Annotated in this window: 24 protein-coding genes, 1 tRNA gene, 1 pseudogene and 1 riboswitch; of the genes and pseudogenes, 13 read left to right on the top strand and 13 right to left on the bottom strand. The window is 66.6% G+C overall.

Annotated elements, in window-relative coordinates:
- Nucleotides 1-10: 10 nt before the first annotated feature.
- The 4 genes from G6N27_RS11940 (at nucleotide 11) to G6N27_RS11925 (ending at nucleotide 2218) form a co-directional block, all read left to right on the top strand.
- Nucleotides 11-457: an SRPBCC family protein gene (locus tag G6N27_RS11940; RefSeq protein WP_163776521.1), complete on the top strand. Its 447-nt coding sequence runs from the start codon at nucleotides 11-13 to the stop codon at nucleotides 455-457.
- Nucleotides 454-1578: a CaiB/BaiF CoA transferase family protein gene (locus G6N27_RS11935; protein ID WP_163776520.1), complete on the top strand. Its 1125-nt coding sequence runs from the start codon at nucleotides 454-456 to the stop codon at nucleotides 1576-1578. Before G6N27_RS11940 ends, G6N27_RS11935 begins: the two co-directional genes overlap by 4 nt.
- Before the next feature lie 49 nt (nucleotides 1579-1627).
- Nucleotides 1628-2083 carry an SRPBCC family protein gene (locus G6N27_RS11930; RefSeq protein WP_163776519.1) on the top strand — a complete coding sequence of 152 codons (456 nt, stop codon included), beginning with the start codon at nucleotides 1628-1630 and terminating at the stop codon, nucleotides 2081-2083.
- Between the two features lie 61 nt (nucleotides 2084-2144).
- Nucleotides 2145-2218: transfer RNA gene (locus G6N27_RS11925), tRNA-Cys, on the top strand.
- Nucleotides 2219-2223: 5 nt separating this feature from the next.
- Here G6N27_RS11925 and G6N27_RS11920 read toward each other — a convergent pair.
- Nucleotides 2224-3657 carry a WS/DGAT/MGAT family O-acyltransferase gene (locus tag G6N27_RS11920; RefSeq protein ID WP_163776518.1) on the bottom strand — a complete coding sequence of 478 codons (1434 nt, stop codon included), beginning with the start codon at nucleotides 3655-3657 and terminating at the stop codon, nucleotides 2224-2226.
- Between the two features lie 51 nt (nucleotides 3658-3708).
- On the opposite strand from G6N27_RS11920, the gene G6N27_RS11915 reads away from it, so the two are divergent.
- The gene (locus G6N27_RS11915) at nucleotides 3709-4164 is read left to right on the top strand and encodes an SRPBCC family protein (protein WP_163776517.1); all 456 of its coding nucleotides are present in this window, start codon (nucleotides 3709-3711) and stop codon (nucleotides 4162-4164) included.
- Here G6N27_RS11915 and G6N27_RS11910 read toward each other — a convergent pair.
- Nucleotides 4130-5338 carry a pyridoxal phosphate-dependent aminotransferase gene (locus G6N27_RS11910; protein ID WP_163776516.1) on the bottom strand — a complete coding sequence of 403 codons (1209 nt, stop codon included), beginning with the start codon at nucleotides 5336-5338 and terminating at the stop codon, nucleotides 4130-4132. The two genes, G6N27_RS11915 and G6N27_RS11910, sit on opposite strands and share 35 nt — an antisense overlap.
- A gap of 143 nt (nucleotides 5339-5481) precedes the next feature.
- Between G6N27_RS11910 and G6N27_RS11905 the strand changes: the two genes are divergently transcribed.
- Together G6N27_RS11905 and G6N27_RS11900 are read left to right on the top strand one after the other, a co-directional pair.
- On the top strand, nucleotides 5482-6693 hold the full coding sequence (locus G6N27_RS11905) for an acetyl-CoA C-acetyltransferase (RefSeq protein WP_163776515.1): 1212 nt from the start codon (nucleotides 5482-5484) through the stop codon (nucleotides 6691-6693).
- 19 nt (nucleotides 6694-6712) lie between these two features.
- On the top strand, nucleotides 6713-8857 hold the full coding sequence (locus G6N27_RS11900; RefSeq protein ID WP_163776514.1) for a 3-hydroxyacyl-CoA dehydrogenase NAD-binding domain-containing protein: 2145 nt from the start codon (nucleotides 6713-6715) through the stop codon (nucleotides 8855-8857).
- Here the strand turns inward: G6N27_RS11900 and G6N27_RS11895 are convergent.
- From G6N27_RS11895 to G6N27_RS11880, 4 genes and pseudogenes are all read right to left on the bottom strand, one after another.
- Nucleotides 8854-9447, bottom strand: a complete 594-nt coding sequence (locus G6N27_RS11895) for a class I SAM-dependent methyltransferase (RefSeq protein WP_163781690.1) — start codon at nucleotides 9445-9447, stop codon at nucleotides 8854-8856. The genes G6N27_RS11900 and G6N27_RS11895 overlap by 4 nt on opposite strands.
- A gap of 4 nt (nucleotides 9448-9451) precedes the next feature.
- A complete protein-coding gene (locus tag G6N27_RS11890; RefSeq protein WP_163776513.1) occupies nucleotides 9452-10675 on the bottom strand; it encodes an FAD-dependent monooxygenase in 1224 nt (407 codons plus the stop codon).
- Nucleotides 10676-10764: 89 nt separating this feature from the next.
- Nucleotides 10765-11034, bottom strand: a pseudogene (locus G6N27_RS11885) (hypothetical protein); the annotation flags it as partial.
- A gap of 67 nt (nucleotides 11035-11101) precedes the next feature.
- Nucleotides 11102-11962, bottom strand: a complete 861-nt coding sequence (locus tag G6N27_RS11880) for an LLM class F420-dependent oxidoreductase (RefSeq protein ID WP_163781688.1) — start codon at nucleotides 11960-11962, stop codon at nucleotides 11102-11104.
- Between the two features lie 57 nt (nucleotides 11963-12019).
- Between G6N27_RS11880 and G6N27_RS11875 the strand changes: the two genes are divergently transcribed.
- A complete protein-coding gene (locus G6N27_RS11875) occupies nucleotides 12020-13009 on the top strand; it encodes an LLM class F420-dependent oxidoreductase (protein WP_163776512.1) in 990 nt (329 codons plus the stop codon).
- Here G6N27_RS11875 and G6N27_RS11870 read toward each other — a convergent pair.
- Nucleotides 13006-13299 carry a putative quinol monooxygenase gene (locus tag G6N27_RS11870; RefSeq protein WP_163776511.1) on the bottom strand — a complete coding sequence of 98 codons (294 nt, stop codon included), beginning with the start codon at nucleotides 13297-13299 and terminating at the stop codon, nucleotides 13006-13008. The genes G6N27_RS11875 and G6N27_RS11870 overlap by 4 nt on opposite strands.
- Nucleotides 13300-13317: 18 nt before the next feature.
- Entirely contained in the window at nucleotides 13318-13833 is a 516-nt protein-coding gene (locus tag G6N27_RS11865; RefSeq protein WP_163776510.1) for an ABC transporter permease, read from the bottom strand.
- Between the two features lie 169 nt (nucleotides 13834-14002).
- Between G6N27_RS11865 and G6N27_RS11860 the strand changes: the two genes are divergently transcribed.
- Both G6N27_RS11860 and G6N27_RS11855 read left to right on the top strand, forming a co-directional pair.
- Nucleotides 14003-14416, top strand: a complete 414-nt coding sequence (locus G6N27_RS11860) for a Zn-ribbon domain-containing OB-fold protein (protein ID WP_163776509.1) — start codon at nucleotides 14003-14005, stop codon at nucleotides 14414-14416.
- Nucleotides 14417-14478: 62 nt separating this feature from the next.
- Nucleotides 14479-15624, top strand: coding sequence for a thiolase family protein (locus tag G6N27_RS11855; protein ID WP_163776508.1), 1146 nt, complete (start codon nucleotides 14479-14481; stop codon nucleotides 15622-15624).
- A gap of 13 nt (nucleotides 15625-15637) precedes the next feature.
- Here G6N27_RS11855 and G6N27_RS11850 read toward each other — a convergent pair whose 3' ends face one another.
- Complete coding sequence (locus G6N27_RS11850) at nucleotides 15638-17287, bottom strand: DNA repair helicase XPB (RefSeq protein WP_163776507.1); 1650 nt, start codon at nucleotides 17285-17287, stop codon at nucleotides 15638-15640.
- 60 nt (nucleotides 17288-17347) lie between these two features.
- Nucleotides 17348-19594 (bottom strand): helicase-associated domain-containing protein, encoded by a 2247-nt coding sequence (locus tag G6N27_RS11845; RefSeq protein WP_163776506.1) that lies wholly within the window; start codon nucleotides 19592-19594, stop codon nucleotides 17348-17350.
- A gap of 109 nt (nucleotides 19595-19703) precedes the next feature.
- Here G6N27_RS11845 and G6N27_RS11840 point away from each other — a divergent pair, with 109 nt between their 5' ends.
- Nucleotides 19704-19901, top strand: coding sequence for a hypothetical protein (locus G6N27_RS11840; protein ID WP_163776505.1), 198 nt, complete (start codon nucleotides 19704-19706; stop codon nucleotides 19899-19901).
- 18 nt (nucleotides 19902-19919) lie between these two features.
- On the opposite strand, the gene G6N27_RS11835 is transcribed toward G6N27_RS11840, so the two are convergent.
- Both G6N27_RS11835 and G6N27_RS11830 read right to left on the bottom strand, forming a co-directional pair.
- Nucleotides 19920-20753 carry a transglycosylase family protein gene (locus G6N27_RS11835; protein WP_163776504.1) on the bottom strand — a complete coding sequence of 278 codons (834 nt, stop codon included), beginning with the start codon at nucleotides 20751-20753 and terminating at the stop codon, nucleotides 19920-19922.
- A gap of 8 nt (nucleotides 20754-20761) precedes the next feature.
- Nucleotides 20762-20957: riboswitch (cyclic di-AMP (ydaO/yuaA leader) on the bottom strand.
- 259 nt (nucleotides 20958-21216) lie between these two features.
- A complete protein-coding gene (locus G6N27_RS11830) occupies nucleotides 21217-21630 on the bottom strand; it encodes a YccF domain-containing protein (protein ID WP_163776503.1) in 414 nt (137 codons plus the stop codon).
- Between the two features lie 153 nt (nucleotides 21631-21783).
- On the opposite strand from G6N27_RS11830, the gene G6N27_RS11825 reads away from it, so the two are divergent.
- Nucleotides 21784-22194, top strand: a complete 411-nt coding sequence (locus G6N27_RS11825) for a cold-shock protein (RefSeq protein WP_163776502.1) — start codon at nucleotides 21784-21786, stop codon at nucleotides 22192-22194.
- Between the two features lie 78 nt (nucleotides 22195-22272).
- Entirely contained in the window at nucleotides 22273-24210 is a 1938-nt protein-coding gene (locus G6N27_RS11820; protein ID WP_163776501.1) for an acyl-CoA dehydrogenase family protein, read from the top strand.
- Between the two features lie 6 nt (nucleotides 24211-24216).
- Here the strand turns inward: G6N27_RS11820 and G6N27_RS11815 are convergent, their stop codons facing one another.
- Entirely contained in the window at nucleotides 24217-25221 is a 1005-nt protein-coding gene (locus G6N27_RS11815; protein WP_163776500.1) for a glutathione S-transferase family protein, read from the bottom strand.
- Nucleotides 25222-25289 lie beyond the last annotated feature (68 nt).

Here is a 25289-nt window from a genome sequence, read left to right as displayed (position 1 = left end):
TCGTCCGGACATGGCAATCAACGAAACCCGCGAAATCGTCATCGAGGCCAGCCCGGAGGAGATCCTGGACGTCATCGGCGATCTGGACACCGTGACCGAATGGTCGCCGCCGCATCAGAGCGCCGAAGTGCTCGAGAAGGACAAGAACGGGCGCCCGCTCAAAGTGAAGATGAAGGTGAAGGCGGCGGGCATCACCGACGAACAAGTGGTGGCCTACACGTGGAGCAAGAACAAGGTCAGCTGGACGCTGATCAGCTCCGGTCAGCAACGCTCGCAGGACGCGTCGTACACGCTGACGCCCGACGGTGACAACACCAAAGTCACCTTCGAACTCAGCGTCGACCCGGTGGTGCCGCTGCCCGGTTTCGTCCTCAAGCGCGCCATCAAAGGAACGGTCGACACCGGGACCAAGGGTCTGCGCGACCGGGTGCTGGAACTCAAGAAGGGCGACGCTTGACCGGCCCCCTGGACGGGGTGCGGGTGATCGAACTCGGCGGCATCGGACCGGGCCCGCACGCGGGGATGGTGCTCGCGGACCTGGGCGCCGACGTGGTGCGGGTACGCCGGCCCGGCGTGGCGATCGCGAGCGCGGCGAAGCCGGGTGAAGCGGGTCGCCACCGAACGACACTGACGATGCCCGCCGAGGATCGCGACCTGCTGCACCGCGGCAAGCGAACCGTGGACTTGGACGTCAAGGCCGACCCGAAGTCGCTGCTGGATCTGGCCGCGAAGGCCGACGTGCTGCTGGACTGCTTTCGCCCCGGGACCTGCGAGCGACTCGGCATCGGCCCGGACGACTGCGCGGCGGTCAACCCGCGGCTGATCTTTGCGCGCATCACCGGATGGGGACAGGACGGGCCGCGGGCCAGGACCGCAGGCCACGACATCAACTACCTGTCGCAGACCGGGGCGCTGTCGGCGCTCGGTCATCGTGACCGGCCGCCGATGCCGCCGCTGAATCTGGTCGCCGACTTCGGCGGCGGTTCGATGTTCGTTCTGTTGGGCATCGTGGCCGCGCTGTACGAGCGGGAGCGGTCGGGCAAGGGTCAGGTGATCGACGCCGCGATGGTCGACGGCGTCAGCGTGCTGGCCCAGATGATGTGGACGATGAAGTCGACCGGCGCGCTGCGCGACCAGCGCGAAGCGTTTCTGCTCGACGGCGGCGCACCGTTCTACCGCTGCTATGAGACCGCCGATCGCAAGTACATGGCCGTCGGCGCTATCGAGCCGCAGTTCTTCGCCCAGCTGCTCGCCGGAGTGGGCCTGGCGGCCGACGAGGTGCCCGGCCAATTCGAAATTGGTTCGTACCCAGAGATGTTCGAAGTCTTCACCGAGCGATTCGCGAGCAAGACGCGCGACGAGTGGGCGAGCGTCTTCGACGGTACCGACGCGTGCGTCACGCCGGTTTTGACGTGGAGTGAAGCCGCCGCCGACCCCCATCTCACCGCGCGGGCGACGGTGATCAACACGGGCGGAGTCGACCAGGCCGCACCGGCGCCACGGTTCTCCCGCACACCGCCCGGACCGGTTGGGTCGCCGCCGGCCGCCGCTACCCCGCTCGACGAAATCGGCTGGTAATTCCGCAGTTGCCGATGGAAAGCGGACCGCGTTGCTAGCTTGAGTGACAGTGGCTGTTCGAGCATCTCGAGAGATCGTCATCGACGCGCCGCCGGGGGTCATCCTGGAGGCGTTGGCCGACGTCGGGTCGTTGTCGTCGTGGTCGCCGGTGCACAAGCGGATTCAGGTGCTGGACTGGTATTCCGACGGTCGGCCCCATCACGTGAAGGCCACCATCAAGATCTTCGGATTGGTGGACAACGAGATCCTGGAGTACCACTGGGGGCCCAACTGGGTGGTCTGGGATGCCGCCGACACATTCCAGCAGCGCGGGCAACATGTGGAGTACAACCTGCACCCGGTCGGTGTGGACAAGACCCGGGTGCGTTTCGACATCACCGTTGAGCCGGCGGGGCCGGTGCCGGCGTTCGTCGTGCGGCGGGCCAGTGAGATCGTGCTCGACGCCGCGACCAAGGGGTTGCGGGACCAGGTGATGGCCGCCCGGGGATCCGAGTCGTCGACATAGCGATCGCGTCGAGTTAAACGGTGGCCCAGCGGTGGGCAGCACTGGCACGGTAGGACCTCGTGCGGGTGTGGCTGAGCGGCTAGGCAGCGGCCTGCAAAGCCGTATACACGGGTTCGAATCCCGTCACTCGCTCCACGGGCTCAGCTTGAGCAGGAGAGCAAATCCTGGAAGGCGTGCTCCATGCATTCGGCGTATGTCGCAGGGTCGGGCAGCGCGTCGCGATCCGCGGTGGCGCCGATCGACAAGATGCCGTTGTAGCTCGCCACGACGTGGATGAGGTTCAAGCCACCGATCAGCGGCCCGAGGCCGGCGGCGCGGAGCAACCGCGCGCCGGCGAAGAAGATCGGCTCGGTAGGTCCTGGCACGTTGGTCACGGTCGTGTTGGCGACGGTCGGGCCGGAGAACGGAAGCACGCTCGCCGCTTTCGCCGCCACACCGAGCAACGAGGTCGGCACCGTTCCGATCAGCTCGACGAGTTGAGTCCTCGTCGACTGATCGGACTCCGAACGGCTGCCCGCCGTCGACGCGGCGATTGCGGCCAGTCGCTCGAGCGGGTCGGCGATATCGGTACCGAGCGTCTGCAGCCGACCGAACAACATGTTGCCCTTGCCGCCGCTGTTGCCCGCATCGCGCAGCGAGATCGGACAGGCCGCGACGAGTGAGTCGTCGGGAAGTTCGCCGTGGCCGTCCAGATATCGGCGAAGGGTTCCTCCCACGTAGGCGAGTGCGACGTCGTTGACCGTCGAACCGGGCACCCGCGCCTTGATCCGCTTGAAGTCGGCGAGGTCGTGGAACCGGGCCTCGAAAACACGGTGCGGTGACACCGTTTCGTTGAAACGGGTCGTCGGGGGAAACGACGGTGCGCCGGCCTCGGCGACCCTGGACACTCCACGGACCAGCTGGCCGGGCAGACCCGCCAAGCCGCGCACGACCTTGGGGGCGCTCGACGCGAGCACCGTGCCCGCCCGCACCGGATAGAGCGCCGCCTTGATCATGCTGTGCGACAACAAGTTTGCGGTCGTCGGCAACGGGGCGGGCTGCCAGGGGCGGTCCGGCGCCGCCGGGCGTGGGCCATCCGCGGCGAGGTCGTGCATCGCGGCGATCATCTGCACGCTGGCCATGCCATCGACCGCACAGTGATGCAGTTTGAGCGCCATCGCGAACGAGCCCTTCGGCACTCCCGGAATGGAATTCAGCCCTTCGATGACGGTGATCTCCCACGGCGGACGTCGCAGGTCGATCTGTCGGGCGTGCAGCCGTGCGACCTGAATGCACAGCTGCCGCCAGTCACCGGGCTGAGGCAGCCCGATGTGGCGGACGTGATATTCGAGATCGAAGCTGGGATCGTCCACCCAGTACGGTCGGTCGAAGCCGCCCGGCACCTCAATCAGCCGCCGCCGGAAGACGTCCGCGAGGTGCAGCCGCGCGTCGAGTTCTTCGAGGATCCCTTTGAAGGTGACCTTGCCGCCCGGGGCGGTCGAGGGGTCGTAGATCAGCAGCATCTGGATCTGCAGCGGGGTGGCAGACGTTTCCGCGCGCAGCATCATGTCGTCGGTCCAACTCAGCTGCTGCATTTTCCCAACACTAGGCTCCGCGAACGCGGTTGCGTTGCTAGTTTGCTAGTAGTGGCCGTACAAGCATCGCGAGAGGTCGTCATCGATGCGCCGCCGGAAGTCATCCTGCAGGCGCTGGCTGACGTCGGCTCGGTCCCGTCATGGTCGTCGGTGCACCGCAGGGCCGAAGTCATCGACTCCTATCCCGACGGCCGTCCGCATCATGTGAAGGTAACCGTCCGGGTGTCCGGCATCGTCGACACCGAAGTGCTCGAATACCACTGGGGCCCGGACTGGCTGGTGTGGGACGCCGACAAGACTGTGCAGCAGCATGCTCAGCACGTCGAGTACACGCTGCAGCGCGAGACCGAGGACAAGACGCGGGTGCGCTTCGAGATCACGCTGGAGCCGTCGGTGCCGATACCGGAATTCCTGGTTAACCGGGCGCGCAAGAAAGTTCTCTACGCGGCCACCGAAGGACTGCGACGGCGGGTCATGGAAGCCGCCGGCTCGGATCGGTCGACATAATCGGTTCGTCGCGCAGCCGGCCGAGCCGGCGGATCGCTTCGTCGATGGTGTCCTCACGCTTGCAGAATGTGAAGCGCACCAGGTGATTCCACCGATTCCAGTCCTCCGCGGCGGGATCGCAGAACGCCGTGAGCGGGATCGCGGCCACCCCGACCTGCTCGGGCAACGCCGCGCAGAATGCGGTGCTGTCGTCGTAGCCCAGTGGACGCGGATCGGCGCACACGAAGTAGGTGCCCGCGCTGTCGTGCACCCGGAAGCCGACCTCGGTCAGACCGCTCGTCAGCCGATCCCGCCTGTGCTGCAATGACTTTCGCAGCCCGGCCACCCAGGCGTCCTCGGTGTTGAGCGCGTCGGCCACCGCCCGCTGAAAGGGTGCGCCGCCGACGTAAGTCAGATACTGCTTGGCGGCCCGCACCCCGTGCAGGAGTTCAGCGGGTCCGCACGCCCAGCCGATCTTCCAGCCGGTGCAGTTGAACATCTTCGCCGCGCTCGAGATCGTGACGGTGCGTTCGGCCATCCCGTCGAAACTGGCCAGCGGAATGTGCCGGTGATCGTCGAATACCAGGTGCTCGTAGACCTCGTCGGTGATCACCAGCAGGTCGGCGTCGACCGCGATCTCGGCGATCGCGGCCAGCTCGTCCTCACTGAGCACGGTGCCGGTGGGGTTGTGTGGGGAGTTCAGCATCAGCGCCCGGGTGCGTGGGGTCACCGCACGGCGTATCGAATCGACGTCCAGCGCGAAGCCGCGGCCGTGCGGCACCAGCGGCGCGACCACCCGCTGCGCGCCGGCCATCGCCACCACCGGCGAATAGGAGTCGTAGAACGGCTGGATCAGGATCACCTCGGAGCCGGGTTCGACCAGGCCGAGCACCGCCGACGCGATGGCTTCGGTGGCCCCGACCGTCACCAGCACTTCGGCCGCCGGGTCGTAGTCGATCCCGTAGGTCCGTTTGCGTTGGGCGGCGACCGCCTCGCGCAGCGCCGGGATGCCGATTCCCGGCGGGTACTGGTTGACGCCCTCGGCGATGGCATCCTGGGCAGCCTTGAGCATCGCGGGCGGCCCGTCTTCGTCGGGGAACCCCTGGCCGAGGTTGACCGCGCCGACCCGGGCCGCCAGCGCCGACATTTCGGCGAACACCGTGGTTGCGTACGGTCGCAGTCGCGACACCGTCATGGGTTCTCAGGGTAAAGCGTGCATCTGCCGGCAGACGGTCCAGCACTCCCAACCAACAGGTTGGCCGGGCACTTTGTTACGGTGGCGCCCAGAGGACTAGCGTCGCAAGCATCCGATACCCGATTTTCGAAGAGGAATCAGCCATGTCCGAAGAAGCCTTCATCTACGAGGCCATCCGCACGCCACGCGGCAAGCAGCGCAACGGCTCGCTGAACGAGGTCAAGCCGCTGAACCTGGTCGTCGGCCTGGTCGACGAGCTGCGCAGGCGGTTCCCCGACCTCGACGAGACCCTGATCAGCGACATGATCCTGGGCGTGGTGTCGCCGGTCGGCGATCAGGGTGGCGACATCGCCCGCACCGCGGTGCTGGCCGCCGGACTGCCGGAGACCACCGGTGGCGTGCAGCTGAACCGGTTCTGCGCCTCGGGCTTGGAGGCGGTCAACACCGCCGCGCAGAAGGTGCGCTCCGGCTGGGACGACCTGGTGCTGGCCGGCGGTGTCGAGTCGATGAGCCGCGTGCCGATGGGTTCCGACGGCGGCGCCTGGGCGACCGACCCGGAGACCAACTACCGGATCGGCTTCGTGCCGCAGGGCATCGGCGCCGACCTGATCGCCACCATCGAGGGCTTTTCCCGTGAGGACGTCGACGCGTACGCGCTGCGTTCGCAGGAGAAGGCCGCGGCGGCCTGGTCGGGCGGCTACTTCGCGAAATCGGTTGTGCCGGTCCGCGACCAGAATGGACTGCTCATCCTCGACCACGACGAGCACATGCGGCCCGAGACCACGCTGGAAGGTCTGGGCAAGCTGAAGACCGCGTTCGACGGCATCGGTGAGATGGGCGGATTCGACGACGTCGCGCTGACGAAGTACCACGCCGTCGAGAAGATCAACCACGTCCACACCGGCGGCAACAGCTCCGGCATCGTCGACGGTGCCGCGCTGGTGCTGGTCGGCAGCGAGTCGGCGGGCAAGTCGCAGGGCCTGACCCCGCGGGCCCGCATCGTGGCCACCGCCACCAGCGGCGCCGACCCGGTCATCATGCTGACCGGCCCGACCCCGGCCACCCGCAAGGTGCTGGACCGCGCCGGCCTGACGGTCGACGACATCGACCTGTTCGAGCTCAACGAGGCCTTCGCCTCGGTGGTGCTGAAGTTCCAGAAGGACCTCAACATCCCCGACGAGAAGCTCAACGTCAACGGCGGCGCCATCGCGATGGGCCACCCGCTGGGCGCCACCGGCGCCATGATCACCGGCACCATGGTCGACGAACTCGAGCGCCGCAACGCACGACGCGCGCTCATCACACTGTGCATCGGCGGCGGCATGGGTGTCGCCACCATCATCGAGCGGGTTTAAGGGTTAAGGAACAAAAGCCATGGCAGAGAACACCATTCAGTGGGACAAGGACGCCGACGGCATCGTCACGCTGATACTCGACGACCCGACCGGCTCGGCGAACGTGATGAACGAGCACTACGCCGAGTCGATGCACAACGCGGTGGAAAAGCTTGTCGCCGAGAAGGATTCGATCACCGGGGTGGTCATCACCAGCGCAAAGAAGACCTTCTTCGCGGGCGGTGACCTCAAGGGCATGATCAAGCTCGGCCCGGAGAACGCCGGTGAGGCGTTCGACACAGTCGAGTCGGTCAAGCGTGACCTGCGGGCGCTGGAGACGCTGGGCAAGCCGGTGGTGGCCGCCATCAACGGCGCCGCGCTCGGCGGTGGCCTGGAGATCGCGCTGGCCTGTCACCACCGGATCGCCGCGGACGTCAAGGGTTTGGTCGTCGGTCTTCCCGAGGTGACGTTGGGCCTGCTGCCGGGCGGCGGCGGGGTGACCCGCACCGTGCGGATGTTCGGCATTCAGAACGCGTTCATGAACATCCTGTCGCAGGGCACCCGGTTCAAGGCCGACAAGGCCAAGGAGACCGGCCTGGTCGACGAGATCGTCGGCTCGGTCGAGGAGTTGGTGCCCGCCGCCAAGGCGTGGATCAAGGCCAACCCGGATTCACACACCCAGCCGTGGGATGTCAAGGGCTACAAGATGCCTGGCGGTACTCCGTCCAGCCCCGCGCTGGCCGGCATCCTGCCCTCCTTCCCGGCGCTGCTGAAGAAGCAACTCAAGGGTGCGCCGATGCCGGCACCGCGGGCCATCCTGGACGCGGCCGTCGAGGGTGCGCAGGTCGACTTCGACACCGCGAGCCGCATCGAGAGCCGGTACTTCACCCAGCTGGTCACCGGCCAGGTCGCCAAGAACATGATCCAGGCGTTCTTCCTCGACCTGCAGCACATCAACGGTGGTGGATCGCGCCCCGACGGCATCGAGCCGGTCAAGATCAACAAGATCGGTGTGCTCGGCGCGGGCATGATGGGCGCCGGTATCGCTTACGTCTCGGCGAAGGCCGGATACGAGGTGGTGCTCAAGGACGTCGAGATCGCGGCCGCAGAGAAGGGCAAGGCGTACTCGGAAAAGCTTGAAGCCAAAGCACTTCAACGTGGCAAGACCACCGAAGAGAAATCCAAGGCGCTGCTGGACCGGATCACCCCGTCCGCCGACCCGGCCGACTTCAAGGGCGTCGACTTCGTGATCGAGGCGGTGTTCGAGAACCAGGACCTCAAGCACAAGGTGTTCCAGGAGATCGAGGACATCGTCGAGCCCAACGCGTTGCTCGGCTCCAACACCTCGACGCTGCCGATCACCGGTCTGGCGACCGGCGTGAAGCGCCAGGAGGACTTCATTGGGATCCACTTCTTCTCGCCGGTCGACAAGATGCCGCTGGTGGAGATCATCAAGGGCGAGAAGACTTCTGACGAGGCGCTGGCCCGGGTGTTCGACTACACCCTGGCGATCGGCAAGACCCCGATCGTGGTCAACGACAGCCGCGGGTTCTTCACCTCTCGGGTGATCGGCACCTTCGTCAACGAGGCGCTCGCGATGCTCGGCGAGGGCGTGGAGCCGGCCAGCATCGAGCACGCCGGTTCCCAGGCCGGGTACCCGGCGCCGCCGCTGCAGCTGTCCGACGAGCTCAACCTGGAGCTGATGCACAAGATCGCGGCCGCCAGTCGCAAGGGCATCGAAGACGCCGGCGGCAAGTACGAGCCGCACCCCGCCGAGGCTGTCGTCGAGAAGATGATCGAGATCGGCCGCCCGTCGCGGTTGAAGGGCGCCGGCTTCTATGAGTACGTCGACGGCAAGCGCACCCGCCTGTGGCCGGGTCTGCACGAGACGTTCAAGTCGGGTTCGACCGAGCTGCCGTTGCAGGACATGGTCGATCGGATGCTGTTCGCCGAGGCGCTGGAAACCCAGAAGTGCCTCGACGAGGGCGTGCTCACGTCGACCGCTGACGCCAACATCGGCTCGATCATGGGCATCGGGTTCCCGCCGTACACCGGTGGTAGCGCGCAGTTCATCGTCGGCTACGAAGGTGCGCACGGTGTCGGCAAGGAAGCCTTCGTCGCGCGGGCTCGCGAGCTGGCCGCCAGGTACGGCGACCGGTTCCTGCCGCCGGCCTCGCTGACCTAGCCGGAGCGCTGGAAGAGGTAGTACCGCGTCGGGGTCTGCTCGGCGTCGAGTTCCCGTTCGGAGCCGGTCGACAGCAATGTCCAACCGGGGGCGAACCGTCGTTTCATCTCGGCCGGTTCTACGCCGCGTACGCCGAACCGGCCGCCGGGAACGAACGCGGTAATGAGCAGCCGTGCTTGTGCTACTGCGACGGCGGTGACCTCGTTGACGTACGCGTCGCGGTCGGCGTCGCTCATGTTGTGCAGGCAGCCGTTGTCCACGATTAGCTCGAAGTTGTCGCCGAGTCCGGCCGAGCTCAAGTGGGTGACGTCGGCGCCGGCGAAATTGACGGTGGCGCCCCTGGCGTCCGCCTTGGCTCGCGCCTTGTCCAACGCCTGCTTGACGTAGTCGACCGCAGTGACCTGCCAGCCATGCTCGGCCAAATAGATCGAGCAGTCGCCGGTGCCGCACCCGAGTTCGAGTGCGTTGCCCGGCGGCAGGGCGTCGCTGCCTTCGATCAGGTTGCGCAGGCTCTGGGCCAGCGGGTGGCCGTCCCAGGGCGTGAAGCCAAGTCGGTAGAAAATCCGAAACAGTGTCTGCTTGGAGCCCAGCAGGTCAACTTTCATGGGTGTGCTGCCAAACCTCGGTGTAGTCAGGCACCCGCATCGAGTCGTACATCCGCACTCCTTTGCTGTTGAATTTCGCGACCGTTCTGGTGATCGATGCAGGCAGCAACGAGACCAGCCGGAGGGCCTGCGTCACCGCCCACACCGCGGTAGCCGAGCCCGGGACGAGACTCTTGGCGGCCCCGCGCGCAAAGGCGCGACTCCGCAGGACGGGTTCGCGCATTTCTCGCTCATAGGCCGCGAACGCCCGGCCGAGGTCGCCGTGCGCCCGGGCCAGCTCGCCGGCGAGCACATAGGCGCCGAGCACCGCGAGGCTGGTGCTGCCGCCCACCGCGGGCCCGGGACAGTACCCGGCGTCGCCGACCAGCGTCACCCGTCCGCTCGACCAGGCGTCGAGTTGTAACTGGGTGATGGAGTCGAAGTAAAACGACGGCGTCCGATCGAGCTCGTCCAGCCACCGATCCACCTGCGGATCCATCCCCGTGAATGTGGCGCGCAGTAGTTCCTTCTGCCGCAGAACATCTCGGTGGTGGTAGTGAAGTTCCTGCTTGCTGCCGAACATGAACAGCGCGCGCGCATCCGTCAGATGCTCGGCGCTGTAGATCCCTGCGAGGCGACCGGCGCCGACGTGCAGGACCATCTCCCCCTGATCGGCCAGTGCTTTCGGCGCCGACACCACCGCCAGATAGCCACCGATGAACCGGGTGAGCCCCGCCTCCTCGCCGAAGGTCAGGCGCCGCACGTTCGAGTGCAATCCGTCGGCGCCGACTATGACGTCGAAGCCGCGTGGCGGCGCGTGTTCGAAGGTCACCTCGCCGTCGGGGGATATTGCCGCGATCGAGTCGCCGAACAGGTACTCGACGTCGTCGCGGCCGGCGTCGTAGTAGACCTCGCTGAGGTCGTCACGCATGATTTCAACGTGCCGATCCGACGCCGCACCAACGATTTTCGTGAGATCGATACGCGCTGGACGGCGCCTGCCCTCCCGATACAGCCGCAGTGTGTCTGTTCCCGTTGCGAGCGCCTCGATGCGCGGCAACACGCCCATCTTCTCCGAGATCTCCATCGATGGCCGGAACAGGTCGACGGCATGGCCGCCGGTTTTGCGTAAGGTCGGGGCGCGCTCGACGACGGTCACGGTAAAACCACGCCGGGTTAGCCAGTAGGCCAGCACGGGCCCGGCGATGCTGGCGCCCGATATGAGGATCCGCATCTCGCACCTCCGCGGTCAACGTTAGAAGCCTCGGCGGGCGGATACCACTGCGGTGGTCGGCACCTTTTTGCCCGCCTCTCAGCGACAACGGCGGTCCGCAGGGCCAGCACGCGTTGGTGAATCCGGTATTCGGTCGAACGCGGAATGTAGGCGGGGCCGTAGCGGCCGCGGCCGAGTCGGTGCACCCGCCCGTGCTCGATCTCCCAGCGCAACGCGTCGGAGACCGCTTTCGATGGCCGACCACGAAGGCAAAAGCCGTGGTAATCAAGGGCATCGATTAGCTCGACCACCGTCGCCGGGCCGTGCAGAGCCAAGTGCAGGGTGAGCACGTAACGCAGATCGGTGCCTCGAAGATCCATCGCCGCACCGTCGCACGCCGGTCCGACACCGCGCGTGGTTGTCGCTGAGAGGCGGGCAAAAAGAGTGTCAGGTCAGCGCCGCCGCGAGCCGGCGCCACTCCTCGCGTGGATAGGCCTTGGCGTCGCTGAGCAGTACCTGGACGCACACGTGGTCAGCGCCGGCCTGTCGATGTTCGTCGACCCTGCGCAGGATCGCCGATTCATCGCCCCAGGCGATGATCGCGTCCAACAGGCGATCGCTGACCTGCGCCACATCGTCTTCGGTGAAGCCGATGCGCAGCATGTTGTTGGCATAGTTCGGCATTGCCAAGTACGAGCGCAGCCAGCCGGCGCCGATCTCGCGGGCCTCGTCGGCATCGTCGGTGAGGATCACCGTCTGCTCGGGGAGCAGCAGCGGACCCTCACCCAAAGTCGAACGGGCAGAGGCGGTGTGGTCCGGGGTCACCAGATACGGGTGGGCACCGCCCGCGCGGTGCGCGGACAGCGACAGCATCTTGGGACCGAGCGCGGCCAGCACACGACGGTCGACGGGCACCGGTTGCTCGGTGGCATCGATGCCGTCCAGGAACGACTCCGTGGCCGCCAACGGCTTGCGGTATCGCCCCGGCTCACGGGCGTCGATCAGCGGCGCGTGGCTCACCCCGATACCCAGCAGGAAACGATCGCCATGAGCGCCGGTCAGCCGCGCATACGACGACGCCACGTCCTCCGGCGAGTGCATCCAAAGATTCAGGATGCCGGTGGCGATCACCGTCCGACTGGTGGCCGCAAGCAGGCTCTCCACCGCATCGAACACCTTGCCGCCGACGTCGGGAATCCACAGCGCTGGATAGCCCAGCTCGTCCAATTCGGCTGCGGCCTCGGCGGATTCCGCCGGGTCGCCGTAACGCAGCTGGCTGCTCCAAATACCCACACCGGAAAGTCGCATACGGTTCATGTTGCCAGACTCCAGGGCCGTTTCCGGGCCCGGCTAGAGTCCCACAATATGCAGTTCGGATTCTTCATCCCGCAGGGCTGGCGTCTCGATCTCGTCGGCATCGACACCAAAGAACACTGGGCGGTGATGCGCGACCTTGCCGAATACGCGGACCACAGCGCGTGGGATTCGGTGTGGGTCTACGACCACTTCCACACAGTGCCGATGCCGACCAGCGAAGCCACCCACGAGGCGTGGTCGTTGATGTCGGCCTACGCGGCGACCACATCGCGGGTCAAGCTCGGCCAGATGTGCACGGCGATGAGCTACCGCAATCCGGCCTACCTCGCCAAGGTCGCGGCGACCGCCGACATCATCTCCGGTGGCCGCATCCAAATGGGCATCGGCGGCGGCTGGTACGAACACGAGTGGCGCGCGTACGGATACGGTTTTCCGTCGGCCGGCGCGCGGCTGGGACGACTCGACGAGGGCGTCCAGATCATGCGCGATGCGTGGCGCGACGGGAAGGTCAGCTTCGCGGGTAAGCATTACCAGGTCGACGGCGCGATAGTGTCACCGAAACCGCTGCAGCACAACGGGATTCCGCTGTGGATCGCGGGCGGAGGTGAGCAGAAGACGCTGCGCATCGCGGCAAAGTACGCGCAGTACACCAACTTCACCGGCGAACCCGAAGGCTTCGCCCACAAGTCCGAAGTCCTCGCCGGGCACTGCCGCGACGTGGGCACCGACTACGACGCCATTGTCCGCTCGGTGAACGTCAACGCGGTTGTCGGCACCGACGAGAACGACGTCAACGACCGCATGCGGCGCATCCGCGACCGACTTGTCGGCTCCGTTCCGGAGTCGGCGGCCGACGCGATGCTCGGCGGAACCAGCGGACCCGATTCGGCCGTCGGCACACCCGAGCAGGCGGTCGAGCGGCTGCAGCGGTTGCGTGACCTCGGCTGCGAATATGTGATCTGCTACTTCCCGGAGGCCGCCTACGACCGGTCCGGGGTGGAACTCTTTGAGCGCGAGGTGATTCCGGCGCTGAGCTAGACGTCGCTGGTGTTGTAACGGATCTTGACCGGCGGGGCGGCCAACAGCGGAGGAAGCTGGGTGATCTTGCCCGGGCCCGCCCGAAAGGCGCGGTAGGCTTCGTCGGCCTCGACCGACTCCCAGAGTTCGTAGATCAGCCAGTGCGCTTCGTCGTCTTCGTCGATGAGCACGTCGGTTCGCATGTTGCCGTCGAAGGCACGGGTGTCCTGCAGCACCCGTCCCATTAGCTCGCGCCCCGCGGCGACCTCCTCGGGCTTGAATCGCAGTTCCAGCGTCACCGTGACCGTCATCGTCATCTCCTCGTGTCGTCAGGCCGTACTGCTCACCGGGAGCATGCTATTGAACCTACGGTCGACCCATCGGACGAAGTCGGGCGCCTCCGGAATCTGGTCTGCTTTGGCGAACAAATCGGCCAGCCGCTGCAGCCGCTGCCACAGTGAAAAGCCAAGAACGTCAGCGGTTTCCAGCAGTTTGGGGTCGACCTGTCTGGCCTCGACCCAGGGCGAAAGTCCGACCGCCACGCCCAGCGCGACCCCGGTGAGACCACCGAACAGCAGACCCTCGACGACGCGCACACCGGACACCTGGAGAGCCTCGACGAGCTTCCCGCTCTTGATCAGTTGCCACCCGGCATCGACGATCAATTGTGGTGCCGGCACGACGTCCGCGGACAGCAACCCGGTAGCGCTGAGCAGCTGCCAGGCCACCACGAGCAGCACCGGCGACAACAACCGGATCACGCTCCACTGATGAGCGCCCCAGAGAAGCCTGACGGTCGATGTCGCGGCAGCATCGGCACCCGTGCGGGCAGGACTGCTCACCATTGCCACGACGGTGGCAGACCGGTCGGTCGGGTTGAAGGTTTTCACTCCGGATGAAACGAAAGCGCCCGCCCTCGATCAACAAATGAGAATGCGGTTTCCGCTTTTGCGGAATGCTGTTGTACGGTCTGGTGAGCGCATTATCGTCCCGGCGGATGACGGAGGACCCGCGATGCAGAAGGCAATCGATCCCAGCATCTCTACCTGGCCCGACGACCATCCGCAGCTGATCGGGAGTCGATGCGGCGACTGCAATGCCACCACCTTCCCGGCGCAGGACCTGTGCCCGCGGTGCAGCGCCGCGGCGATGACCGAGCACCTACTGCCACGCAGCGGCACCCTGATCGCCTGGACCACCCAGGGCTTCCCGCCGGGTGCGCCGTACGCCGGTCCGACCGGCGATGACTTCGTCCCGTTCGGGGTGGGCCTGGTGCAGCTTGGCGACGAGATCCGGGTCGAGGGCCGGCTGACCGAGAACGACCCCGCCAAATTGAAGTTCGGGCAGTCGGTCGAGCTCACCATGATTCCGTTCGCCACCGACGCGGACGGCAATGAGATCGTCACGTTCGCGTTCCAGCCGGTCTAGTGGTGATCGCAAGCGCGGCGGAGCCGGGCGAAGCGGGTCGCCACCATCTATAAGGAGAAACCATGACCAACGATGTCGCCATCATCGGTGTGGGCCTGCATCCCTTCGGCAGGTTCGACAAGACAGCCATGCAGATGGGCGCCGAAGCCATCCAGTTCGCGTTGAAAGACGCCGGGGTCGGCTGGAAGGACATCCAGTTCGGCTTCGGCGGCAGCCACGAGGTGTCCAACCCGGACGCGGTGACCCGGCTGGTCGGGCTGACGGGCATCACGTTCACCAACGTGTTCAACGCCTGCGCCACCGCGGCCAGCGCGATTCAGCAGACCGCCGACACCATCCGGTTGGGCAAGTACGACATCGGGATCGCCATCGGGCTGGACAAGCACCCACGCGGCGCGTTCACCGATGACCCCGCCAAGCTCGCGCTGCCGCAGTGGTATGCGAACAACGGGCAGTTCGTCACCACCAAGTTCTTCGGGATGAAGGCCAACAAGTACCTGCACGACCACAACATCTCGCAGGCCACGCTGGCGAAGGTGGCGGCGAAGAACTTCCGCAACGGCGCGATCAACCCGAATGCGTTCCGCCGCAAGCCGATGTCGGAGGAGCAGATCCTCAATTCGACGGTGCTGAACTACCCGCTGACGCAGTACATGTTCTGTGCGCCCGACGAGGGTGCCGCCGCGGTCATCATGTGCCGGGCCGACATCGCGCACAAGTACACCGACAAGCCGGTCTACGTGCGCGCCAGTGAGATTCGCACCCGCACCTACGGCGCCTACGAGGTACACGCCACGTTCGCCCCGCTGGACGAGGACGTCTCGCCCACCGTCTACGCGGCCAAGGCTGCCTACGAAGCCGCGGGCATCGGGCCTGAGGACATCGACATCGCGCAGCTCCAGGACACCGACGCGGGCGCCGAGGTGATTCACATGGCCGAGACCGGTTTGTGCGCCGACGGCGAGCAGGAAAAGCTATTGGCTGACGGCGCAACCGAAATCCACGGCTCGATGCCGGTCAACACCGACGGCGGGCTGATCGCCAACGGCGAGCCGATCGGTGCGTCGGGCCTGCGTCAGATGCACGAGCTGGTCCGCCAATTGCGCGGCGAGGCGGGCGAGCGTCAGGTGCCCGGCAACCCGCGCGTCGGCCTGGCCCAGGTGTACGGCGCTCCCGGCACCGCCTCGGCGACCATCCTGTCGCTCTGAGGTTGGGGACTGTCTACAGGGCCGGCCCCAGCAGGTCGTCGGCGTCACGAATGACATAGCCATAGCCCTGCTCGGCGAGAAAACGCTGCCGGTGCGCGGCGTATTCGGCGTCCAGGCTGTCGCGGGCCACCACCGAATAGAACACCGCGCCGCCGCCGTCCGCCTTCGGCCGCAACAGCCGGCCCAGACGCTGCGCCTCTTCTTGGCGTGAGCCGAATGTCCCCGAAACCTGCACCGCGACAGAGGCTTCCGGCAGATCGATGGAGAAGTTCGCGACCTTGGACACCACCAGCGTGCTGACCTCGCCGCGGCGGAAAGAGTCGAACAGCGCCTCGCGCTCTGCGGTCTTGGTCGAGCCCTGGATCACCGGGGCGTCCAGCACCGCGCCGAGTTCGTCGAGCTGATCCAGGTAGGCGCCGATCACCAACGTCGGCTCGTCGGGATGCTTACTCAGAATCGACTGGACCACAGCGATTTTCGAATGCGCCGTCGAGCAAAGCTTGTAGCGCTCCTCTGGTTCGGCGGTGGCATAGATCATCCGCTCGTTGTCCGTCATCGTGACCCGCACCTCGATGCATTCGGCCGGCGCGATCCAGCCCTGAGCCTCGATGTCTTTCCACGGTGCGTCGTAGCGTTTCGGGCCGATCAGCGAAAACACGTCGCCCTCGCGGCCGTCTTCGCGGATCAGCGTCGCCGTCAACCCCAGCCGTCGCCGCGACTGAAGGTCGGCGGTCATCCGGAACACCGGCGCGGGCAGCAGATGCACCTCGTCGTAAATGATCAGGCCCCAATCGCGGCTGTCGAACAACTCCAGGTGCCGGTATTCGCCTTTGGTGCGACGGGTGATCACCTGATACGTCGCGATGGTGACCGGCCGGATCTCTTTACGCTCGCCGGAGTATTCGCCGATCTCCTCTTCGGTCAACGACGTCCGGGCGATCAGCTCGCGCTTCCACTGCCGGCCCGCAACGGTGTTGGTGACCAGGATGAGCGTCGTGGCACTGGCTTTCGCCATCGCGGCGGCACCGACGAGCGTCTTGCCCGCCCCACAAGGCAGGACCACCACGCCCGAGCCGCCCGCCCAGAACGAGTCGGCCGCCATCTCCTGGTAGTCGCGCAGCTGCCAGTCATCCTGCTGCAGGCTGATCGGATGCGCCTCGCCGTCGACATAGCCAGCGAGATCTTCTGCGGGCCAACCGATCTTGAGCAGCATCTGCTTGACTCGACCACGCTCACTGGGATGCACGACAACGGTGTCGTCATCGATGCGGGTCCCCAGCATCGGCGCAATCTTCTTGTGGCGCAACACTTCTTCGAGTACCGCCCGGTCCAGGCTGACCAGCGTCAGGCCGTGCACGGGGCTCTTCACCAGCTGCAGCCGGCCGTAGCGGGCCATCGTGTCGACGATGTCGACCAGCAGCGGCTGCGGCACCGCGTAGCGCGAGAAACTGACCAGCGCGTCGACCACCTGCTCGGCGTCGTGGCCCGCGGCGCGCGCATTCCACAGCGCCAGCGGCGTGATGCGATAGGTGTGCACATGCTCCGGCGCACGTTCCAACTCGGCGAACGGCGCAATCGCGGCACGCGCAGCGCCGGCCAGCTCATGGTCGACTTCGAGCAGCACCGTCTTGTCGGACTGCACGATCAAAGGTCCGTCAGTCATTCAGTGCCGCTCCTCCTCATCACTTCGTTCTGCATCGTCGACGGCACGCATAGATCTCTATTATCCGTTCTCCGCCGACATGACCGACGTGATGCGGTGAATCGCGAACTCGCGGGCCCGGCTGGAAGCCGAGTCGAACGCCATCAGCTGGCCCCCGGTCACCGCGATCGGCGCGACGACCCGTTGGGTGGCGACCCCGGCCGCATCGACATAACCGATGAGCACCGTCTCTTGTTCCCGGGCGGCGCGCTGCAGCAACGACATCGCCACCGCCGGATCGATCCGCATATGGGCGAACGGCGCGGTCGTCACCTTGCGCAGCACCGAGACAACCGCGCTCAGCGTCTCGCTGCTCGGGTGGGACACCGGCCGGTGCGGCCGACGGCGCTGCGGCGCGGCGACCCGCGCCCCGCGGGCCCGGATGTCGACGACGGCTCCGGTGGAGTCTTCGGCCGCCGGGGCGAAACCGGCGTCCTGCAAGGCCGTAAGCACTTCGCTGATCGGCGCCTGCGATATCGCGACGGTCGGGGCCAGCACCCGCAGCCCGAGAGGCTCGGCGGCGGCCGCTGCCTGGGCCAGCAACGTCGGGTCCTCGCATCGTACGAACGACGCCGCCATGCCGATCCGCAGTTGCCCGTGCCGGCGGGCGACGTCGTCGATCAGATATGTCAAACCTTGCGGGACAGGTGTTTTCGAATGCCTGCTGAACAGCGTATGCAGCTCGTCGGCGGTTTTGCCGACATCCAGGGCATGCCGGATGGACTGTTCGCTGACGCGATACACCATCGCCGTACCGGCCGATTCGACAGTGGCCACCGTCGCCAGTTGCTCGGCCAGATCGCGTTCCAACGGACCGGGCACCACGACGGTCAGGTCGGCCTGTACCAGGAAGTGATCGATCGGCGTCGGCAGGGCGCGCGCCATCGCGCTGACGGCGTCGGCCTCGTCACCGCCGATGAATGCGCGCCCGGGTGTGCTGATCGCGCCCCGGCCAACGAGGCCCAGCTGGTGTGCCTCGTCCAACAGGTCGGCGACCGGGCCGGGCTGGAGTCGCTTGGACCATCGCGGCCTGCGCCAGATCAACGCCGTCGAAGCGGTGTCTTTGTCCACGCCGGCACCGGCGGGCAGTTGGGCCAGCATCTCAAGCAGCAGCCGGCGGTCCAGCGGGGCGGCTGTCGAATACAACGAATCCGACAGGGCGGCATAAGGTTTGGCGTCGGGTCCGCGGCTACCGATCAACGCCGGCCGCGCGGCCAGGTCAAGCCATGTGGTGGCCAGCAGATGCCAGCGCTCGGCGATGGGCGCCTCGGCGAATCGGTCGGCGGTCACCGTCGGCGCCCAAAAGGGCGGATCGCCGCTGACCGGCTGCGGCTCGGGGACGCCGCTGGCGATCAGCCCCGCGGCGGCGGTCAACTCCAAGAGCAGACCCAGCCGGGCCTCGTCGATGCCGGTCACTTTGGCCAGACGCCTGACCTCCCGCACGCCCAGGCCGCCACTGCGCAGCTCGGAAATCGGTGCCGCGCTGAGGGATTCGACGAGGAGATCCACTTCGCGCAACAGGTCGATGACGGCGCCTGCCGCGACGGCGTCGATGTCGGCCGACGTCGTTGTGGACACCACCGGGTCGGGTGCTGCCAGCCGCACCGGCCCGGGCTCCTCGCCGCGCAGCACCTGGCCGACATGACGCGGCAGGATCACCGTGTCGGCGTCGATACGGCGCAGCAGCCCGAGGGCGAGTAGTTGCGGCACCGGGCGATCCGCGGGCGCGCCGGGCGCGGCGTCTCGGGTGCGGCCCAGCGGGGAACCTTCCAGCAGCCGGTCCAGCAGCTCCCGCTGCGGATCGTCGAGGCCGTCGATCAGCTCGGCGATCTGATCGGGGTTCACCGAGGCGTCTTCCAGGGTCACCTGGCCGGGATGCCAGGGCAGTCCGGCGCCGGCATCCTGCGCCACCCGCAGCTCGCCGTCGCCCCAGGCGAGGGCGCGGTCCTTGAGGTCGGCCAGTGCATTGAGCACCTCGGCTTCGGGCGCCCGGTCGCCGATCAGCGTGAGCAGCTTGGCGACGGGGACCGGCGTCGTGTCCGCGTGCAGCACCACCAGCGCGTCGATGACCGCCAGCCGCAGGAAATCCAGCTCGTCGGTGGCCGCTTTCAGCGACTGGCGAGCCTGAGCGCGGGCGGCGAGCGCGGCGATGCTGCCGGGCGGCGGCTGGGCCAGGTCGGGTCGCAGCTCCAGCAGACGAATGAGCCGCTCGTCGGGCAACTCGGCCAGCCAGGACCCCAGCGGGACGCCCTGGGTGTGTTCGGTCATTGCTGACCAGCGTAAAGCAGCCGAGCGAGTCCGCATTCCGGTGCCGGGTGACGACGGGAATCGGAGAGCCGAGCACTCAAGATGGTCGCAGACCTGTCAGAATGTAGCCGTGGCTGACAACGGCAAGAAGGCGCAGAGGACCCGGTACGTCGACAAGGGTTGGCCGACGACCGACCCGGACGACCATGCGGTGAGCGAACTGGCGTCCGACCGAACTGGCGCGCTGTCGCCCTTCGGCGACCTGGTCTTCCCGCTGCCCGCCGACGATCTGCCCTACGTTCACCCCGTCACGGACGTCAGCCGCTGAGTGCGGCGCTCGCCGTATCTAGGCGAGCGACGACAGCGCGGGGTTTCCGTTCACACTCTGCGACTGAATGGCTTTCAGCACGTCCGTGAGGTAGCTCGGGTCCATACTCTGTGGCGCGACGGTCCACTGCGACACGGTGCTGGCCTGGTGAACTTCCTGCGATGCGTCGGTCGGTGAGGTCATGTCGACGGTCTCGGCCTGCGGGGCCGGGGCGGGCGGCGCGGGGTCCTCGGCAGGCGGCGGAGCGTCTGGCGCGGGCGCCTCAGCGGCGACTTCCTGCACCGGCGGGGCCGGCGGAGCGGGCTCGGGCGGAGGGGGCGGAGCGTCGACCGCGGCCGGCTCGGCCGGCGGCGGGGGAGCAGGCTCCGGCGCAGGCGGCGGGGGCGGGGGATCGGCCGGCGGAGGCGGTGCCGGGGCGTCGAATGCGACAGGCACGACCGGCGGCGGCGCGTCCGGTGCGGGTGCGTCGGCGACGACGTTGCGCGGGGTAGCGCCGGACAGTCCGCGACCGCACACCGGCCAGGCACCGCGGCCCTGGGTCGCGAGCACCCGCTCGGCGACCGCGATCTGCTGGTCCCGGGTGGCCTGGTTCGCCGACGTGGCGTACTCGCCACCACCGTGCGAGGCCCACGTGCCCTGCGAGAACTGCAGTCCGCCGTGGTAGCCGTTTCCGGTGTTGATGGCCCAGTTGCCGCCCGACTCGCACGCGGCAACACGGTCCCATTCGCTGTCGGGCGCCGCTGCTGCATTGCCGGCGAGGGCGATACCGCCACCGCCGATCACCGCGCCGGTAAAGGCCAGTTTGGCAACGCCGACGGTTGACGTGGTGGGTTTACGGTGACGTCCGCTCATACCCCAGTGATTCCTCTCGTAATGCGCCTGCGAGGTCAGCTGTCGGGTTCGGGCGGAAGAGGTCGCCCGGCCTTCGTCGAATCCATGGGAAACGCGTCGGCTTCACCCCAAGGAACCGCGGGCGGTTCCTGGTCCTAAATACGGCGGACCGTTGGGTCCCCCGCCTCCATCCACGGGTTTCGTTGTGCTCGCCTATTGGATGGAGCTCGGCGCTATAGGCGAGAAGACCAGCCGCTCTGGGTGTCTCGGGCGAGTCCGTCGACGACGCTAGCTTCTGTTTGCGGCCGAGTCATTTTCTGCGAAATCCAGCGTTTCGCCTCCGGCGCAGTCGGAAAACGCCAGGAGCGTCGTTCGTTTGCGCTGGTCGAGGGCACCGCAATCGAGCCGTTGCCGCGCCGTGATCATTCCGTTATGTGACTGATCTCACATGACTCAACACACATAACCCCCGGTCACGTGACGGTCAGTTTCGCGTCGCGCTCGGAGGCGCCCACGGAGCCGGGCGATGCACCGGCACGATCTCTTTCCCCAGCGGCACCAGCGATACCGGGATCAATTTCAGATTGGCCAGCGCCAACGGAATCCCGACGATCGTGGCGGCCATCGCAACGGCGCTGACCAGGTGTCCGATCGCCAGCCAGATCCCGCACAGCAGCAGCCAGATGACGTTGCCGATCAGGGCGCCGGACCCGGCGCCGGGCCGGTCGACGATCGTGCGCCCGAACGGCCACAACGCGTAGGACGCGATGCGCAGCGACGCGAAACCGAACGGAATGGTCACGATCAGCAGGAAGCAGATCACCGCGGCCAGCACATAGCCGAGTGCCAGCCACAGGCCGCCGAAAACCAGCCAGATGACGTTCAGGATCAGCCGCATTGAGTACTCCGACGCATGCATCCGGCTACCGAGAAACTCCGGTGCTCAGCCGGCACCGGCCCGAGTAGGATCGGACGGCATCGCGTCCTGCGCAGGCGGGGCGTTTTGTTGTGTAGCCCATCGAGTTATCCGTCAGACAAGCAGGTGAGACCGGTGCCGACTGGCAAGGTGAAGTGGTACGACGCTGAGAAGGGATTCGGGTTCTTATCTCAGGAGGACGGCGAGGACGTCTATGTCCGTTCCTCGGCGTTGCCCGCGGGAGTCGAAGGACTCAAGGCCGGTCAGCGCGTCGAATTCGGCCTCGCTTCCGGCCGCCGCGGCCCCCAGGCCCTGAGCCTGAAACTGATCGACCCGCCACCGACGCTGGCCGGCCGTCCGCGCCGCGAAGGGCCCGCCGAACACAAGCACAGCCCTGATGAGCTGCACGGCATGGTCGAGGACATGATCACGCTGCTGGAGGGAACGGTGCAGCCCGAGCTGCGCAAGGGCCGCTATCCCGACCGCAAGATCGCCCGCAAGGTCTCCGAGGTCGTCAAGGCCGTCGCCCGCGAACTGGACGCCTGATCGGGTGTACCCCGCGACCCCGCGGGGAACCCTCACAGTCGAATTGCCGCAGGAGCCGATTCGAGTGAGGGAAGTCCGATGGCACAGCAAGCGCACGTCAGCGAGGAACAAGCACGAGCGGTAGCCGAGGAGTCCCGGGAAAGCGGTTGGGACAAGCCGTCGCTGGCGAAGGAACTATTTCTCGGTCGTTTTCCGCTCGACCTCATCCATCCGTTCCCCGAGCCCTCGGCGGACGAGGCGGCCCGGACCGACGCATTTCTGGGGAAGCTGCGTAAGTTCCTCGACACCGTCGACGGCAGTGTCATCGAGCGCGATGCGCAGATTCCCGGCGAATATGTGAAGGGCCTCGCCGAATTGGGTTGCTTCGGCATGAAGATCCCGTCGGAGTACGGCGGGCTGGGCCTGTCGCAAGTCGCCTACAACCGGGCGTTGATGCTGGTGTCGACCGTGCATGCCAGCCTCGGGGCGTTACTGTCCGCGCATCAGTCGATCGGTGTGCCGGAGCCGCTCAAGCTTGCCGGCAGCGACGAGCAGAAGCGAAAGTTCTTGCCGCGCTGTGCCGCTGGGGCTATATCGGCGTTCCTGCTCACCGAGCCGGATGTGGGCTCCGATCCTGCGCGGCTGGCCTCGACGGCGACTCCCATCGACGGCGGAGCCGCCTACGAGCTTGACGGTGTGAAGCTGTGGACGACCAACGGGGTGGTCGCCGAACTGCTGGTGGTCATGGCGACCGTACCGAAGAGCGAGGGGCACCGCGGCGGCATCAGCGCGTTCGTCGTCGAGGCCGACTCACCGGGAATCACCGTGGAGCGGCGCAACAAGTTCATGGGATTGCGCGGCATCGAGAACGGTCTGACCAGGATGCATCGCGTTCGGGTGCCCGCCGAGAACCTCATCGGGAGAGAGGGCGACGGCCTGAAGATCGCATTGACGACGCTGAACGCCGGGCGGCTCTCGATACCCGCGATCTGTGCGGGATCGGCCAAGTGGTCGCTGAAGATCGCCCGGGAGTGGGCCGGCGAGCGGGTGCAGTGGGGCAAGCCGGTCGGCGAACACGGCGCCGTCGTCGAAAAGATCTCGTTCATGGCCGCAACGAGTTACGCGCTGGAATCGGTGCTGGAGTTGTCCGGTCAGATGGCCGACGAGGGCCGCAACGACATCCGGATCGAGGCGGCGCTGGCCAAGCTGTGGTCCAGCGAGATGTCCTGCAGGATCGGCGACGAGTTGCTGCAGATCCGCGGTGGGCGTGGCTATGAAACCGCGGAGTCGCTGGCCGCGCGTGGCGAGCGGGCGGTGCCGGTCGAGCAGGTGGTCCGCGACCTGAGGATCAACCGGATCTTCGAAGGGTCCAGCGAGATCATGCGACTGCTGATCGCCCGTGAGGCCGTCGACGCCCACCTCAGCGCCGCTGGTGATCTGGCGAACGCGAAAGCCGACCTCCGGCAGAAGGCGAAGGCGGCGGTCGGTGCGAGCGGTTTTTACGCAAAGTGGTTGCCGCAGTTGGTGTTCGGCGAAGGCCAGCGGCCGACCGCGTATCGCGAGTTCGGCAACTTGGCCACACACCTGCGATTCGTCGAGCGGTCCGCGCGCAAGCTCGCCCGCAACACCTTCTACGGGATGGCGCGCTGGCAAGCAGCCATGGAGCAGAAGCAGGGATTCCTCGGCCGTGTCGTCGACATCGGTGCCGAGTTGTTCGCCATGGCGGCGACGTGTGTGCGGGCCGAATCGCAGCGAGTCGCCGACGTGCGACGCGGTGAGCAGTCCTACGAGTTGGCCGAAGCGTTCTGTCAGCAGGCGACGCTGCGGGTCGAGGCGCTTTTCGAAGCCCTGTGGACCAACACCGACGGCACCGACGCGGAGTTGGCCCGCAACGTGCTGAAGGGTCGCTACACCTGGCTGGAAGAGGGGATCGTCGACCAGTCCGAGGGCACCGGGCCGTGGATCGCGCACTGGGAGCCCGGTGAGTCGACCGAGACCGATCTGTCGCGGCGCTTCCTGACCGTGGCTAAAACCTGACAGGCGCTATGCGCCGTGGCCTGTCGGCACTCGCTCGCCGTCGGCCACCGGACCAGGTGGTGTTCCTTCGCCAAAAGGCTTGCCCCCGAGAGCGTCCCGGCCGTGCGAGGTCAGCCAGGTGCTGAGATCAGGCCCCTTGGGCACGATCCCGGTGGGGTTGATGTCGGTATGCACCAGGTAGTAGTGCTGTTTGATCTGGACGAAGTCGGTGGTGTCGCCGAACCCAGGTGTCTGAAACAGGTCGCGTGCATACGCCCACAACACCGGCATCTCGCTGAGCTTGGACCGATTGCATTTGAAGTGGCCGTGGTAGACGGGATCGAAGCGGGCCAGTGTGGTGAACAACCGGACGTCGGCTTCGGTGATCGTCTCGCCGACGAGATAACGCTGCGTCTCCAGCCGGCTGCTGACCCAGTCAAGCGCTGTGAACAACCGGTCGAACGCTGCGTCGTAGGCCTGCTGTGAACCAGCGAAGCCACACCGGTATACGCCGTTGTTGATCTCGGTGTAGATCCGCTTGTTGACCTCGTCGATCTCATCGCGCAGCGGTTCGGGGTACAGCTGGGGAGCTCCGCGACGATGGTAGGCGGTCCATTGCGTCGACAGGTCCAGCGTCATCTGGCTGAAGTCGTTGGTGACCACCGCACCCGTCGGCACGTCGACGATTGCCGGCACAGTGATGCCCTTGGGGTAGTCGGGAACGCGTTTGAAATACGCGTCCTGCAGCCGGGGAATCTTGAGGACCGGATCGACGCCACCGGGGTCGAGGTCGAATGTCCAACTGCGCTTGTCGTGAGTCGGGCCGCAAAAGCCAATGGAGATAACACTTTCCAGGCCCAGCAGTCGTCGGACGATGATCGCTCGATTGGCCCACGGACAGGCGCGGGCGACGATCAGCCGATATCTGCCCGGCTCGACCGAATAGCCGTCACGGCCGTCTGCGGTGATGCGGGTGGTGATGTAAGCGGTATCGCGGGTGAACTCGCCCGCACCGGCAACGTAGGACGCCATGACTCCGACAGTGCCTGATCCGTCGAGTTCGGTCCACCGCGAATCTACGGGATCGCGTTCTAACCTAA

Source organism: Mycobacterium cookii, assembly GCF_010727945.1.
GTDB lineage: Bacteria > Actinomycetota > Actinomycetes > Mycobacteriales > Mycobacteriaceae > Mycobacterium > Mycobacterium cookii.
The sequence above is the reverse complement of the archived record's forward strand: the minus strand, read 5'-3'. Positions and strand labels throughout refer to the sequence as shown.